This is a genomic window from Ferrimonas senticii DSM 18821, from assembly GCF_000422665.1.
GTDB lineage: Bacteria > Pseudomonadota > Gammaproteobacteria > Enterobacterales > Shewanellaceae > Ferrimonas > Ferrimonas senticii.
The window spans coordinates 504,386-519,050 of record NZ_AUGM01000001.1 but is presented as its reverse complement, the minus strand read 5'-3'; the positions used below and the strand labels follow the sequence as shown (position 1 = coordinate 519,050).

13 protein-coding genes are annotated in these 14,665 nt (G+C 52.7%); 11 read left to right on the top strand and 2 right to left on the bottom strand.

The features are described from left to right. Nucleotides 1-3: 3 nt before the first annotated feature. From serC to G506_RS0102350, 10 genes are all read left to right on the top strand, one after another. Nucleotides 4-1,065 carry a 3-phosphoserine/phosphohydroxythreonine transaminase gene (gene serC / locus G506_RS0102395; protein WP_028115484.1) on the top strand — a complete coding sequence of 354 codons (1,062 nt, stop codon included), beginning with the start codon at nt 4-6 and terminating at the stop codon, nt 1,063-1,065. Nucleotides 1,066-1,128: 63 nt separating this feature from the next. Further along, nucleotides 1,129-2,232 carry a histidinol-phosphate transaminase gene (gene hisC / locus G506_RS0102390; RefSeq protein ID WP_028115483.1) on the top strand — a complete coding sequence of 368 codons (1,104 nt, stop codon included), beginning with the start codon at nt 1,129-1,131 and terminating at the stop codon, nt 2,230-2,232. Nucleotides 2,233-2,253: 21 nt separating this feature from the next. Further along, a complete protein-coding gene (gene aroA / locus G506_RS0102385) occupies nt 2,254-3,537 on the top strand; it encodes a 3-phosphoshikimate 1-carboxyvinyltransferase (protein ID WP_028115482.1) in 1,284 nt (427 codons plus the stop codon). 127 nt (nt 3,538-3,664) lie between these two features. Beyond that, the gene (gene cmk / locus G506_RS0102380) at nt 3,665-4,348 is read left to right on the top strand and encodes a (d)CMP kinase (protein WP_028115481.1); all 684 of its coding nucleotides are present in this window, start codon (nt 3,665-3,667) and stop codon (nt 4,346-4,348) included. A gap of 104 nt (nt 4,349-4,452) precedes the next feature. Continuing rightward, on the top strand, nt 4,453-6,120 hold the full coding sequence (gene rpsA, locus G506_RS0102375) for a 30S ribosomal protein S1 (protein WP_028115480.1): 1,668 nt from the start codon (nt 4,453-4,455) through the stop codon (nt 6,118-6,120). 69 nt (nt 6,121-6,189) lie between these two features. After that, nucleotides 6,190-6,471 (top strand): integration host factor subunit beta, encoded by a 282-nt coding sequence (ihfB, locus tag G506_RS0102370; RefSeq protein ID WP_028115479.1) that lies wholly within the window; start codon nt 6,190-6,192, stop codon nt 6,469-6,471. Between the two features lie 156 nt (nt 6,472-6,627). Next, nucleotides 6,628-6,894 (top strand): LapA family protein, encoded by a 267-nt coding sequence (locus tag G506_RS0102365; RefSeq protein ID WP_028115478.1) that lies wholly within the window; start codon nt 6,628-6,630, stop codon nt 6,892-6,894. A gap of 290 nt (nt 6,895-7,184) precedes the next feature. Then, complete coding sequence (gene lapB, locus G506_RS0102360; protein WP_028115477.1) at nt 7,185-8,333, top strand: lipopolysaccharide assembly protein LapB; 1,149 nt, start codon at nt 7,185-7,187, stop codon at nt 8,331-8,333. Nucleotides 8,334-8,394: 61 nt separating this feature from the next. Next, on the top strand, nt 8,395-9,090 hold the full coding sequence (gene pyrF, locus G506_RS0102355; protein ID WP_028115476.1) for an orotidine-5'-phosphate decarboxylase: 696 nt from the start codon (nt 8,395-8,397) through the stop codon (nt 9,088-9,090). Between the two features lie 138 nt (nt 9,091-9,228). After that, complete coding sequence (locus G506_RS0102350; protein WP_028115475.1) at nt 9,229-10,989, top strand: acyl-CoA dehydrogenase C-terminal domain-containing protein; 1,761 nt, start codon at nt 9,229-9,231, stop codon at nt 10,987-10,989. 34 nt (nt 10,990-11,023) lie between these two features. On the opposite strand, the gene G506_RS0102345 is transcribed toward G506_RS0102350, so the two are convergent. Then, nucleotides 11,024-11,338 (bottom strand): hypothetical protein, encoded by a 315-nt coding sequence (locus G506_RS0102345; protein ID WP_028115474.1) that lies wholly within the window; start codon nt 11,336-11,338, stop codon nt 11,024-11,026. Between the two features lie 115 nt (nt 11,339-11,453). Then, the gene (gene dacB / locus G506_RS18510; protein ID WP_051201832.1) at nt 11,454-12,884 is read right to left on the bottom strand and encodes a D-alanyl-D-alanine carboxypeptidase/D-alanyl-D-alanine endopeptidase; all 1,431 of its coding nucleotides are present in this window, start codon (nt 12,882-12,884) and stop codon (nt 11,454-11,456) included. A 407-nt stretch (nt 12,885-13,291) separates the two neighbouring features. On the opposite strand from dacB, the gene pssA reads away from it, so the two are divergent. After that, entirely contained in the window at nt 13,292-14,644 is a 1,353-nt protein-coding gene (pssA, locus tag G506_RS0102335) for a CDP-diacylglycerol--serine O-phosphatidyltransferase (protein ID WP_028115473.1), read from the top strand. Nucleotides 14,645-14,665 lie beyond the last annotated feature (21 nt).

Here is a 14,665-nt window from a genome sequence, read left to right as displayed (position 1 = left end):
ACGATGACGATTTACAATTTCTGTGCTGGCCCAGCCATGCTGCCGACTGAGGTGTTAGCCCAAGTGCAACAGACCTTAACCAATTTTGATGGTTTAGGTGTGTCAGTAATGGAGATCTCTCACCGCAGTCCAGAGTTTATGGCGGTGGCAGAAGAGGCTGAGCAGAACCTGCGAGATCTGATGCAGATCCCCGCGAACTACGCGGTGCTGTTTATGCACGGTGGCGCTCGCGGCCAGTTCGCCGCAATCCCGCAAAACTTGCTGCACGGCAAAGCACTCTATCTGGAGACCGGCCAGTGGTCGGTGGCCGCCGCAGAGGAAGCGCAAAAGTTTGGCCAGATTGAGCGTCGTGATCTGCGCGATGGCAACGGTGGTTTGGATTTGAGCCTTATTGGTGACAGCGCCGGCTTTGATTACATTCATTATTGCCCGAACGAAACCGTTGATGGGGTAGCGATGTTTGAGGTGCCAGAGGTGCAATCGCCGCTGGTGGCGGACATCTCCTCTTGCATTTTGGGTCGTGAGTTCGACGTATCTAAATTTGCCCTGCTGTACGCTGGTGCCCAGAAGAATGTGGGTCCAGCAGGATTAACGTTGGTAGTAGTGCGCCGCGATCTATTAGGGCAGGCCGCCAAGTCGACCCCAGCGATTTTGGATTACCAACTGACCCAAGATAACGATTCGATGTACAACACTCCGCCAACCTTTGCTTGGTATCTCTCCGGTGAAGTGTTTAAGTGGCTGAAGCAACGTGGTGGTGTGGCAGACATGGCGGCGGTTAACCGTGACAAAGCCGATCTGCTGTATCGCTACATTGACGATTCCAGCTTTTATCACAATGGCGTTGCTAAGGCGTTCCGTTCAGAAATGAACGTTACCTTTCAACTGCGCGATCCGGAATTGAACCATCGTTTCCTGACCGAAGCAGAAAGCCAAGGTTTATTGGCGCTCAAAGGTCACCGTATTGTCGGTGGCATGCGCGCTAGCCTCTATAACGCCATGCCGCGTAGCGGCGTTGAAGCATTGGTGGCCTTTATGGATCACTTTGCTCGTACCCACCGCTAACTTCGCGGCAAATAATCAGATTAAGAACAGTTAAAACTGTCAACCTACAGGAAGAATAACAAAATGACTCTGGATCTAAGACAACTGACTAATGCTGGCGTAAACGGTCTGCACCCATACCAGCCGGGTAAACCAGTAGAAGAATTGGAGCGCGAACTCGGTATTAAAGATATCGTCAAGCTGGCGTCGAATGAAAACCCATTAGGACTTAGCGCCAAAGCCGCCGCGGCGATCAGTAAGGCAGCGGTTGAACTGGCTCGTTACCCAGACGCTAATGGCTTTTATCTTAAGCAAAAGCTCTCTAGCTACTGTGGGGTTAAGCCTGAGCAGATCACCCTCGGCAATGGTTCTAACGAAGTGTTGGAGATTTTGTTCCGCACCTTCGTGGGTGAAGGCGATGAGGTCATTTTTGATAAGCACGCCTTTATCGTTTACGCCTTGCTGACCCAGAGCAGTGGCGCCACTGCGGTGCCGATCGACTCTACCGATTGGGGTCACGATTTGGATGCAATGTTGGCGGCAATCACGGCTAAGACCCGGATGATCTGCATCGCTAACCCGAACAACCCAACCGGCACTTATTTGCCACCAGCACAGATTGAAGCGTTTTTGGCTAAGGTGCCAGAGCAGATTCTGGTGGTGCTGGATGAAGCCTATTTCGAATACGTGCCAGCGGATCAGCGTGCCAATGCGGTAACGTGGTTGGCGCAGTACCCGAACCTATCGATTAGCCGTACCTTCTCAAAAGCCTTTGGTCTGGCTGGCCTGCGTATCGGTTACCTGCTGTCCAGTGCCGAGATGGCGGATCTGCTCAACCGCGTTCGCGAACCTTTTAACTGCAACTTGTTGGCGTTGGTGGCCGCCGAAGCGGTGCTGGATGATCATGATTACGTTAATCAGAGCGTGGCACTGAACCGTGAACAGATGGCTCGTTATGAAGATTGGTGTCAGCAGCATGGCATTGGCTACATCCCAAGTCATGGCAACTTCATCACTATTGAAGTGGCTAACGCCGCTGAGGTCTATCAAGCACTACTGCAAAAGGGCGTGATTGTCCGTCCAATTGCCGGTTACGGCATGCCAAACCACTTGCGAGTCAGCGTCGGTACGGCGGCTGAGAATGATCGCTTTATGCAGGCCTTTATCGAAGTTAAACAAGGACAATAAGTCGGAACTCTCTGAATCAATATGAAGCAACTTACCCTCGAACCGATCAATCGAGTCAGTGGTGAAATTCGCCTTCCTGGCTCAAAAAGCATCTCTAATCGGGCATTGTTGTTGGCGGCGTTAGCATCCGGTACCACGGTGTTGTCTAACCTGCTTAACTCCGATGACGTCAATCATATGCTTAAGGCGCTGACGCAATTGGGCGTCAATTGGCGTTGGCTAAATCAAGACGATGGTGAGATTGAGATTGAAGGTAAGGGTGGGGTGCTGGCCGGTCAGGTACAGCCGCTAGAGCTGTATCTGGGCAATGCCGGTACCGCGATGCGGCCACTGGCGGCGGCGTTGGCGGTTGGTCAGGGCAGCTATCGCTTAACTGGCGAACCGCGCATGGCCGAGCGACCGATTGGTCATTTGGTTGAAGCGCTGCAAGCGTTAGGGGCGAAGATCAATTACCTGCAAACTGAAGGCTATCCGCCGCTGGAGATCCATGCGGGTAATCTCAATGGCGGCGACGTTGAGATCGACGGCTCGATCTCATCGCAGTTCTTAACGGCGCTGCTGATGATGGCGCCGTTGGTGGGTAACGCCGTGACGATTTCAGTCAAAGGTGAATTGGTTTCTAAGCCCTATATCGATATCACCATCGCTTTAATGGCGCGCTTTGGCGTGCCGGTGGTTAATCACAACTACCAACGCTTAGAAGTAGCGCCGGGGCAGAGTTACCGTTCGCCAGGCTCTTTGCTGGTGGAAGGGGATGCCTCTTCGGCATCCTACTTCTTAGCTGCGGCGGCGATCAGCGGTGGCCCGGTAACAGTGTATGGTGTCGGTTCAGAGAGCTTGCAAGGCGACAAGTACTTTGCCGATGTGCTGGCGAAGATGGGCTGTCAGATAGAGTGGTTTGGCGATCATATTCGTGCCACTGGCAGTAGCCTTAACGGCGTTGATCTGGATCTAAACCATATTCCTGATGCGGCGATGACCATTGCGACCACGGCGCTGTTTGCCAAAGGCACTACCACCATTCGCAACATCTACAACTGGCGGGTAAAAGAGACCGATCGCTTGCATGCGATGGCTACTGAACTGCGTAAAGTTGGGGCGGTGGTGGAAGAGGGCGAGGATTTTATCTCGATAACCCCTGCGGGGTTGAATCATGCTGAGATCGATACCTATAACGATCACCGGATGGCGATGTGCTTTTCGATGTTGGCGGTCGGGGGCCAACGGGTGACCATTAATGATCCCGATTGTACCGCCAAAACCTTCCCGGATTACTTTGCTCAATTAGAGGCATTGTCGAGTTGATTAGCACTTAGCTGACCAGTACTGAAAGACGCGGGCATTGTCCGCGTTTTTGTGTATAATGCGCCACGATTTTTTCAAGGCAGTGCCTTTTCGGCGCTGTCCAACACCATGATATTGGAGGATAACTATGCCTCAGCAGGCACCGGTTATTACCATCGATGGCCCTAGTGGCGCAGGCAAAGGCACCATCTGTCAGATTTTGGCAGATCGGTTGGGTTGGCATCTGCTTGACTCTGGTGCCACCTTCCGCGTTTTGGCGGTAGCGGCTTTGCACCACAACGTTGATCTGGACAACGAAGAGGCGCTGGCCGCCTTGGCGGGTCATTTGGATGTGCAATTCAATCCCACCGATGATGGTGTTCGAGTGATCCTTGAAGGGGAAGACGTTACCCCAGAGATCCGCAGTCAACAGACCGCGGATGCAGCGTCTAAAGTGGCGGTTTACCCACGGGTTCGAGAAGCATTGCTGCGTCGCCAGCGGGCCTTTCGCCAAGCGCCCGGCCTAGTTGCCGACGGCCGCGATATGGGCACCGTGGTATTCACTGATGCAGAAGCAAAAATTTTCTTAACTGCCAGTGCTCAAGAACGCGCCAATCGCCGCTACGCTCAGTTGAAGGCCAAAGGCTATGATGTTAGCATTGACCGCCTTTTGCTGGAGATCCAAGAGCGCGACGAGCGTGACGCTAACCGAACGGTGGCGCCACTGAAGCCCGCCGAGGACGCTCTAGAAATTGACACTACGTCACTCAGCATCGACCAAGTGGTTGAAAACGTTCTGAATTACGTAGCTACCAAAGTGAATTTGGGCTAATCCGAATTCAAATTTAACCGTCTGCTGCAAGGAAGGAGCGGGCAAAGGACACAACCCCACGTTCAGGATGACCGTGGATGACCTAAACATAAGTTGTTATTTACATGACTGAATCATTTGCTCAACTGTTTGAAGAATCCCTTCAGCAGCTAGAAACCCGCCCAGGCGCTATCGTTCAAGGTACCGTAATTGCAATCGAGAACGGCATCGTTCTGGTTGACGCTGGCCTGAAGTCTGAGTCTGCAATCCCAGCTGAACAGTTCAAGAACGCTAAAGGCGAACTGGAAATCGAAGTTGGCGCAATCGTTGACGTAGCTCTGGACGCGATCGAAGATGGCTTCGGTGAGACTCAACTGTCTCGCGAGAAAGCTAAGCGTCACGAAGCTTGGGTACGTCTGGAGAAGGCTTACGAAGAGCAAGAGACCGTTATCGGCGTTATCAACGGCAAAGTTAAAGGTGGCTTTACCGTTGAGCTGGAAGGCATCCGTGCGTTCCTGCCAGGCTCTCTGGTTGACGTTCGTCCAGTACGCGATACCGCGCACCTGGAAGGCAAAGACCTGGAGTTCAAAGTAATCAAGCTGGACCAGAAGCGTAACAACGTTGTTGTTTCTCGTCGCGCAGTTATCGAGTCCGAGAACTCCGTAGAGCGTGAGCAGCTGCTGGAAAACCTGGCTGAAGGTCAAGAAGTTAAGGGTATCGTTAAGAACCTGACCGACTACGGCGCGTTCGTAGATCTGGGCGGTGTTGACGGCCTGCTGCACATCACCGACATGGCTTGGAAGCGCGTTAAGCACCCATCCGAGATCGTGAACGTAGGTGACGAGATCAACGTTAAGGTTCTGAAGTTCGACCGTGAGCGTACTCGCGTATCTCTGGGTCTGAAGCAACTGGGCGAAGATCCATGGGTATCCATCGCTAAGCGTTACCCAGAAGGCGCTCGCCTGACCGGTCGCGTTACCAACCTGACTGACTACGGCTGCTTCGTTGAAATCGAAGAAGGCGTTGAAGGTCTGGTACACGTTTCTGAAATGGATTGGACCAACAAGAACATCCACCCATCTAAGGTTGTTAACCTGGGTGACAATGTTGAAGTTATGGTTCTGGACATCGACGAAGAGCGTCGTCGCATCTCCCTGGGTCTGAAGCAGTGTAAAGCTAACCCATGGGAAGAGTTCTCTAAGAACTTCAACAAGGGCGACAAAGTTTCCGGTAAGATCAAGTCCATCACTGACTTCGGTATCTTCATCGGTCTGGACGGCGGCATCGACGGTCTGGTTCACCTGTCCGACATCTCTTGGGATGGTGGCGAAGAAGCAGTTCGTGACTTCAAGAAAGGCGACGAAATCAACGCAGTAGTACTGTCTGTTGATCCAGAGCGCGAGCGCATCTCTCTGGGCGTTAAGCAGATCGAAGAAGATCCGTTCAACAAGTACCTGTCTGACAACAAGAAAGGTGCTATCGTTACTGGTACCATCACTGCAGTTGACGCCAAAGGCGCAACCGTAGAGCTGGGCGAGAACGCTGAAGGTTACATCCGTGTAGCTGACATCTCTCGTGACCGTATCGAAGACGCGAGCACCGTTCTGTCCGTAGGTGAGCAGGTTGAAGCGAAGATTATGGGCGTTGACCGTAAGAACCGCACCATCTCCCTGTCTATCCGCGCGAAAGACGAAGCTGAAGAGAAAGAAGCTATCTCCGCTCTGAACCAGCAAGAAGAAGCTGCTGTTCCGAACGCAATGGCTGAAGCTTTCAAGGCTGCACGCAACAACTAATCGCCTGCAAATAGAGGGGCTTAATGTCCCTCTTAGGCGACTGTATATTGGCTAATCAGGAGAGCGAGGATGACAAAATCCGAACTTATTGAACGACTTGCCAGCAAGCAGTCGCACCTTTCCAGTAAAGAAGTGGAAGGTGCCATCAAAGAGATGATCGAAAAGATGGCAAGCTCGTTGGAACACGGAGATCGAATCGAAATTCGTGGCTTCGGCAGCTTCTCATTGCATTATCGTGCACCTCGAGTAGGGCGCAATCCGAAGACCGGACAGTCAGTGGAACTCACTGGCAAATACGTTCCGCACTTCAAACCTGGTAAGGAATTGCGCGAGCGTGTAAACAACGCTTGAAGTCGACAGTTTAAAAAGCCCCGCATTGCGGGGCTTTTTTGTATCTGACTTTTGCTAAAGGTCATTTTGTGCTAGCCCAGGCGCTCAAATGGCAGTGGCGTAAGCGCTTAATATGTCAGATAATCGAAGCACAATAGCTGAATACAAGGCCGTGTTTTGAAAGCTTTTTTGATTACCGCATTGGTGGCGGTGCTGTTCATCATCACGATGGCATTTGGGGCTCGCAACGATCAGTTGGTCGAGGTTAACTATTTTATCGCCCAAAGCGAATTTGCGCTGTCGTGGATTGTCGGCGCGGTGTTTTTGTCCGGCTTTATCATCAGTTGGCTATTGGCGCTGTTGGTGATCATCAAGCAAAAGTTCACCATTCGCACCCTAAAAAGCCGCCTTGCTAAACAGATGGCCGATACCACCAAGGCATAAGCGATTATGTTTTGTCGAAACCCTGCGTAATCGTAGGGTTTTTGTGTGTTAGTGTCGGGGAACTGTTATCACTGTGGATATGGCGTTGTAAAAATCGTGCCTCAACTCGCAGCTGAGGATATCAATTACCTCGACTTATGCTCTATGATGTTGCCGTCTCAACGGTTTTCCTACTGCTAAATCAGAACTGCTATGGCGCTCAGTTTATCCAGACATCTCATCCTTACGGTTATCGCCTTGTTGGCGGCTAGCCGTGGTTTGACGTCCGCCGCGCTAGGATGCCGACGTTAATGCTAGAGCTACTGTTTCTGCTATTACCAATCGCCGCAGCTTATGGCTGGTATATGGGTAAACGCAGTGCCCGCATCAATCTCCAGCGCAGCAGTGATAACCAGTCGAAAAACTATTTTGAAGGGCTGAATTTTCTGCTCTCAGATCAACCAGACAAAGCGGTTGATCGGTTTATTGAGCTGTTGCAGGTCGACAGTGACACCTTTGATACCCACCTGTCTCTTGGCAATCTGTTTCGCAAACGTGGTGAAGTGGATCGCTCCATTCGAGTCCATCAAAATCTGATAGCGCGGCCATCACTGTCGTTGGCGCAAAAAGATCTGGCGATGATGGCGTTGGCCAAAGACTACATGGCCGCCGGGTTGTTTGACCGTGCTGAAGAGATCCTACTGCAACTGGTCAAAGAGCCGGATCACACCGAAGAGGCCGAGCAACAGTTACTGTCGCTCTATCAAGCAACCAAAGAGTGGTCACAAGCGATCAAATTGGTTAAATCGCTAAAGCGCGCCAAGCGTAAGCAATTGGCGCCGCAAATGGCTCACTTTTATTGCCAGTTAGCGGATGAAAGCCAAACTGAACAGCAAAAGCGTGACTATTGGTTGCTAGCACTTAAGCAAGATCCCAGCTGTGGTCGCGCTTATTTAGAGCAGTTCCGCTTAGCCTGCCAACAACAACAGTATGAACATGCCCTTGGCCTGTTGCAGCAACTGGCAACCCAAGCGCCATTGTGGTTCATCGAGAGCCTACCGCAAGCCCAAGAACCCTTTGTGGCGCTCAACCGTGGCGATGAGTACCCCCAGTTACTGCAGCAGTTGATGGCTTCGCAGCAATCGGCAACCTTGACCCTCGCCTTGGCCAGCACCTTACCGCGGCAAGAAGCGGAAACGATGATCTTGTCGCAGTTGAAACGGCAACCGACCATGAGGGGCTTTCACCGACTAATGCAGTTGCACGCCGATGGTATGGTTGATGAGCAAAGCCGTGACAGCTTGATGCTGCTGGGGGATCTGGTTGAGAAACAGATCCGGATGCGACCGAAATACCGCTGCGTACAGTGCGGCTTCCCCGGTCACAGCCTGCATTGGCATTGCCCCTCCTGTAAGTCGTGGGGACAAATTCAACGAATTCAGGGACTAGATGGCGATTAACGCCGGCTACATCTGGACCCAAAGCACACCTAACAATCATAACAACGAAAGGAGAACAGTAATGACAACCGAGCCTAAAGTATTGGTCGCGTTAGATTTTGATGATCAAGCTAAGGTGATGGCACTGGTAGAGCGGTTAGATCCGGCCAAGTGTCGCCTGAAAGTAGGCAAGGAGTTGTTTACTCTGTTCGGCCCACAACTGGTTCGCGAATTGACCGCCAAAGGCTTTGAGATCTTCTTGGATCTGAAGTTTCACGATATCCCTAACACTGTGGCCAAAGCGGTTACCGCCGCGGCCGAACTAGGGGTTTGGATGGTCAACGTGCACTGCAGTGGCGGTAGCCACATGATGACCGCTGCGGCTGACGCGTTGAAGCCGTACGGTGATAAAGCGCCGCTGCTGATTGGCGTAACTATGCTGACCAGCATGACGGAGCAAGAACTGCCTGAGCTCGGCTTGCAGCGCAGTGCCCGTGAGCACGTGCTATCGCTGGCGAAACTGGCCAAAGCCAGTGGCTTGGACGGGGTCGTGTGCTCGGCGCAAGAGTCGGCGATGCTCAAAGCCGAACTGGGGGCGCAGTTCAAATTGGTAACCCCAGGCATTCGACCGGCTGGCAGCGATGCTGGCGATCAGCAGCGGATCATGACGCCGGAACAGGCGGTTGCTGCCGGCTCGGATTACTTGGTTATTGGTCGTCCAATTACCCAAAGTGAGGATCCGATTGCGGTGCTTGATGCCATTAACGCCAGCATCTGATCACATCGTTACGTGATTTGCGCCGGAGGGGGATCCCTCCGGCGCTGTTTTTTGTGACTTATGTCATTAATCCTTGCTTTCAGCGCCGCGAAACCTAAAATCAAACGAGCGTTTGAATGTCGTTAACAAGGGATCGAAATGAGCTACCAAGCCCCACTGCAAGATATGCAGTTTGTTCTGATGGACGTATTTAAAGCCGATCAGCAATGGCAACAGATGCCAGCGCTGGCCGATTTGATTGATGCCGACACGGCGATGGCGATCCTTGATGAGGGGGCCAAACTCAGCAGTGAACTGTTGGCTCCAATTAATCGTCAAGGCGACGAGCAGGGCGTCCAATTCAATGATGGTGTAGTGACCACCCCTGATGGCTTTAAAGAGGCCTACAACGTTTATGCCGAATCAGGCTGGGCTGGCTTTGGTGGCGATCCTGAATATGGCGGCATGGGCATGCCAAAATCCCTTGGGGTGCTGTTTGAAGAGATGTGCTACGGCGCTAACAATTCGTTTTCATTGTATGGGGCGCTAAGTGCCGGTGCTGCATTGTGCATTCACAGTCACGGCAGTGAGCAACAAAAAGCGCTGTATCTGCCGAAACTCTACAGCGGCGAGTGGGCCGGTGCGATGGACATGACTGAGCCGCAATCGGGTTCCGATCTGGCTGGGGTGCGCACCAAAGCGGTTGATAATGGCGATGGCACCTTTGCCATCAGCGGTACCAAAATTTTTATTACCGGTGGCGATCAAGACTTAACCGAGAACGTGGTGCACCTGGTGTTGGCGAGATTGCCCGATGCGCCCGCGGGTTCTCGCGGTTTGTCACTGTTTATCGTGCCGAAAATGCAGGTCAATGACGATGGCAGCATTGGTGCTCGTAACGGCGTCAATGTCGGTGCGGTTGAGCACAAAATGGGCATTAAGGCTTCGGCCACCTGCGTAATGCATTTTGACAATGCCACCGGCTACCTGCTGGGCAAGGCCAATCGTGGCTTAGTGGCGATGTTCACTATGATGAATTACGAACGTCTGTCGATAAGCTTGCAGGGCATTGGTTGCGCTGAGATGGGTTATCAGATGGCCGCCAACTACGCCAAAGACCGCAATCAAGGCAAGGGCGACAGCCAAACCACAGGCGCGGCGCAAGATCCAATCGTGGTGCACGGTGACGTTCGCCGTATGCTGCTAACCATTGCCGCGATGACCGAGCCTAGCCGTGCTTTAGCGGTGATGACCGGGATGGAACTGGATAAAACCAAATTCGCCGAGGAGGGTCGCAAACAAGCCGAGCAGATGGTTAACCTGTTGGTACCACTGTGTAAGGCGTTTTTCACCGACATCGGCCTCGATAGTACCGTTCATGCCCAGCAAGTGTTTGGTGGTCATGGTTATGTTCGTGAAACCGGGGTAGAGCAGTTAGTTCGTGATGTCCGTATCGCTCAGATCTACGAGGGCACCAATGGTATCCAAGCGCTGGATCTGCTGCATCGTAAGGTGCTGCCACACGACGGTGCAGCGTTGAGAGCATTACACGCCGAAGTAAAACAGACCATCAGTGAATTGGCAGAATGCGACAAGGCTTGGGGTGAAACCGTCGACAGCGCCTTTAACCAGTTGTTGGACGCGGCACTTACTCTTAAAGGCAACAGCCACTTAGCTGATGCGGTATCAGCGGCGGCGGTGGATTACCTGCATGCGATGGGTTACGCCACCTACGGCTATCTGTGGCTGAAGATGGTTAATGCCTTGCCGGCGTCCAATCAGAGCGACGATTTTAAGCGTCGCAAGCGGGCCTTAGCGGCGTTCTACTTTGGCCGGTTGATGCCACGTTTTGATAGTCACTTGGCTAGCGCTATGGCGCCGGTTGATTTGACCATGGAACTGGCCAACGATCTGTTCTGATAGCCTGCTGCGAACTTGTGTTGTTACTGAAAGCTCAGCCCTCGCGGCTGAGCTTTGCAACATCTATCGGATGAATATTCGATGGCAACTGCGAATAACGGTCGGCGACTTGTTTCCAGTGCTGCTGTGGCAGATAGAACAGAAAGTAATTTTCTTTAAGAGTGTCGGTAACCATCCCCATCCCGTGGCGGGTTAGCTCAGCATGGATGTCGGCGATAAAATCTTGCCGAATGGCTTGGCGGCCAGACAGCATCTTGATGTCGCCCCGGGTCAAGTACACCCCTTTTTGTTGATCGCCGAAGCGGTCAATCATCCACACTGCAAACTCTTTGGCACTTTTCATCGACATAACGCCTCTCCCATCCAGCCTGAGAAAACTCCTTTGTCACCTGTTAGGTATAGACAACGGCCGTAGGGTTAGGCGAGCAAAAAGTGGGGATAAGTGGCCGATGGCGCACGAGAATTTATTGAGCTAACACCACTTCGCCAGCGGTTGTGGCGTGACTTTCGTCTAGCTCGAAACAGTCATTCAACACGCACTGGAACAGCGCTTGTTCAAACTCATGCACCTGCTGTTTAGCATTGCCATTGGTGGCATTAATGCCGGTCACAAACTGCACCACGATTTGCTGATTATCGCCTTCACCAACGAAACCGGCTAAGTTCGAGACCTGCTTGAATGTGCCGGTTTTGGCGGTCACTTGCCCTTCTAGGCCCCGCAGGCTGGCACGGTAACGTAAAGTGCCGCTTTTGCCGGCGATAGGCAACATCGCCATTAAGGGGGCGAGCTGCGGCTGCTGCCAGCGCTGTAACAGTTGCGCTAGCATCATTGGACTGATGAGGTTGTAGCGGGACAGTCCCGAACCGTCATAGATGTCGGCGGCGCTTAGCTCTAGTCCAAGCTGCTCTTTTACGATCGCCTTTACCGCCATGATGCCGCCTTCGAAGCTGCCAATACCGGCGCGCTGCTGGCCTAAGGTTCTTAGCAAACTGTCGCTGATCTGGTTGTCTGATTTGGCCAGCACGTGATTAAGCAACTCGGGCAGTGGTGCCGATTGATGGCGGGCGACCTCATGAGTCGGTAACTTTCGCACCTTTGATTGCTGCTTGACGGTAATGCCTACCTCAGCGAGTTGCTGCTTTAGTACCTCGGTAACGTAGCCCTTCGGGGCATCCAACGCCAATGCCAGCGACAATGGCCGGTCGGTGCAGCCACGCAGTTGATATTGCTTACCATCGATGTCCATCTCCAGCGGGCATAACGGCCCCATCGCCCCAAGCGTTACTTCGGAGCGAATATCCAGCGGCAGATGACTGGGTTTGTTGAGCACCACTTTATTGCCGGCCAAGGTCAGTCGGATGTGGGCGCAGTTACCATCAAGCATCACTTGGCTGATAGGTGCCGAGAAGCAGATCCCCAGATCATCCCAGGGCCAGCCAGGGGCGCGGTTATAGCCACGAAATAGCGAATCATCGAAGCGAATGTTGCCGTTGATGGTGTGCAGCCCTTGGTTTTTTAGCTCGCGCACTAACCGAAACAGATCGGGCCGCTTGAGGGTTGGATCGCCACTCATGCGGATCACCAAATCGCCATTGGCGACCCCGTCAGTGATCTCGCCGGTTTCAATGGTGGTGGTAAAACGAAACGATTCACCCAACTGAAGCCACGCCGCGGTTGCCGTCACCAGTTTTAAGGTGGAGGCGGGCAGTAGCAACTGATCGCCATTATGACTGGCGGTAACGGTGCCATCGGGTTGCATCAGCACAAAGCCCATTTGGCTACCGGCAGGCAATAGGGCTGCGAAATCGCGGTAATTCGCCAGCGTCGCGGCGCTAAAGGACAACGATAGGGCGGCGACTAAGCTGCGACTAAAAGCGAGTTTGAAACGGTTCATCCATAACCCATACTTGTTGAACAATGTCGAGAATCACTATTAGAGAGCCGCGCCATGAACCATGACTTACGTTCTGCCCTAATCGCAACCGCCGCTATTATGACATCAATCTTCTTTTTGGCATCCTTAGCGCTGGTTTATTCTTAGCCGGCTCTGCCGCGGTAACTGTCCGAATTATCGCTTTATTTGCCTAAGCGGCGGGTTTTGATGCGAGCCTAGTGGCGTTGCCGTCATTTGGTGCTTGCTCTGCCGATTTTGGTCTGTTTTACTAGCCAGCCATACTCAATCCCGATGACCGTGGCGGCGCATCAGCATTTTGTTGAAAATAGCCAGCCAGACGCAGTCATAGCGCGGAAAACAGAAGGTTTTCATTGGCCAAGCCTAGGTTGCTTGGCCGCTAAAATACTATGCAAGTGGCTAGTCAATCCTTTGAACTTTGGTTAGCGCGCCTTAAGGGCGTGGCCGTTCGTCATGAACAGATCGAAGTTATCACCACCACCGAGGCGTACCGCCAACGTCTGATCGCGCTGATCCGCGGCGCCCAGACGCGCATCTACATCGCCGCACTTTATCTGCAAGATGATGACGCCGGCCGCTCCATCTTGACTGAGTTGTATCAGGCGAAACAACGCAATAGCCAGTTGGACATTCAAGTGTTGGTGGACTTCCACCGAGCTCAGCGTGGCTTGATAGGCAAAGGGCCACAGGTTGGCAACGACCAGTTTTATCGCAACTGGGCCAGCCAATACCCGCTCAGCCCAATCGGCATCTATGGGGTACCGGTCAAAAGCCGAGAGTTCTCCGGGGTGTTACACCTCAAAGGGTTCGTGATTGACGACACCGTGGTTTATAGCGGTGCGAGCATCAACGATGTCTACTTGGGTTGGCATCAACGTTACCGTTACGACCGTTATCATCTGCTGCACGATGCAACTTTGGCCGATGCAATGGTGCGCTTTATGGCGCAAGATCTGATTGGTCATGAGGCGGTGGTGTCGTTGCTGGAAACGCCGGTGCCAACGGCGAAGTCGTTGCGGCGCAGCATTCGTGATTTCAAGCAGTGTCTAAGCCGTGCTGAATACCAGCTAGCGCCGCACAGCGGTGACGGTGATATTAGCGTTTACCCGTTGGTTGGGCTTGGGCGCTACAACAACCGTCTTAATCAAACCATCGTGCGACTGCTTAGCAGCGCCCAGCAGCGGGTGTTTATCTGCACGCCATATTTCAATTTACCGGCGCCACTGACCAGTGCCATCGGTAAGTTGCTTAAACGTGGGGTGGAGATCACCATCGTGGTCGGCGATAAGACCGCCAACGATTTTTACAGTCCGCCGGATCAGCCGTTCTCTGCGGTGTCGGCGTTGCCGTACCTGTATGAACAAAACCTTAAGCGGTTTGCTCGTCGCCACCAGAAGCATATTGATGGCGGCCGTTTGCATCTGCAGTTGTGGCGTTGTGGCGACCACAGCTATCACCTCAAAGGTATACAGGTTGATGACAGCTGCTACCTGTTAACCGGTAACAACTTAAATCCACGGGCGTGGGCGTTGGATCTGGAAAATGGGCTGTTGCTGCAAGATCGTTCCGGACAGTTGGCGGAGCGCTTTAGTGAAGAGCGGCAATGCATTTTGCGCGATACCAGTCGGGTAACTCACTTTGATGCGATCCAAGACAGTAAAGAGTACCCTGAAAAGGTCGCTAAGCTATTAAAGCGTCTGCGCCGCGTAAAAGCCGATCTGTTGTTAAAACGGATGTTGTAAGCCTCGTCATATCCAAAAGGC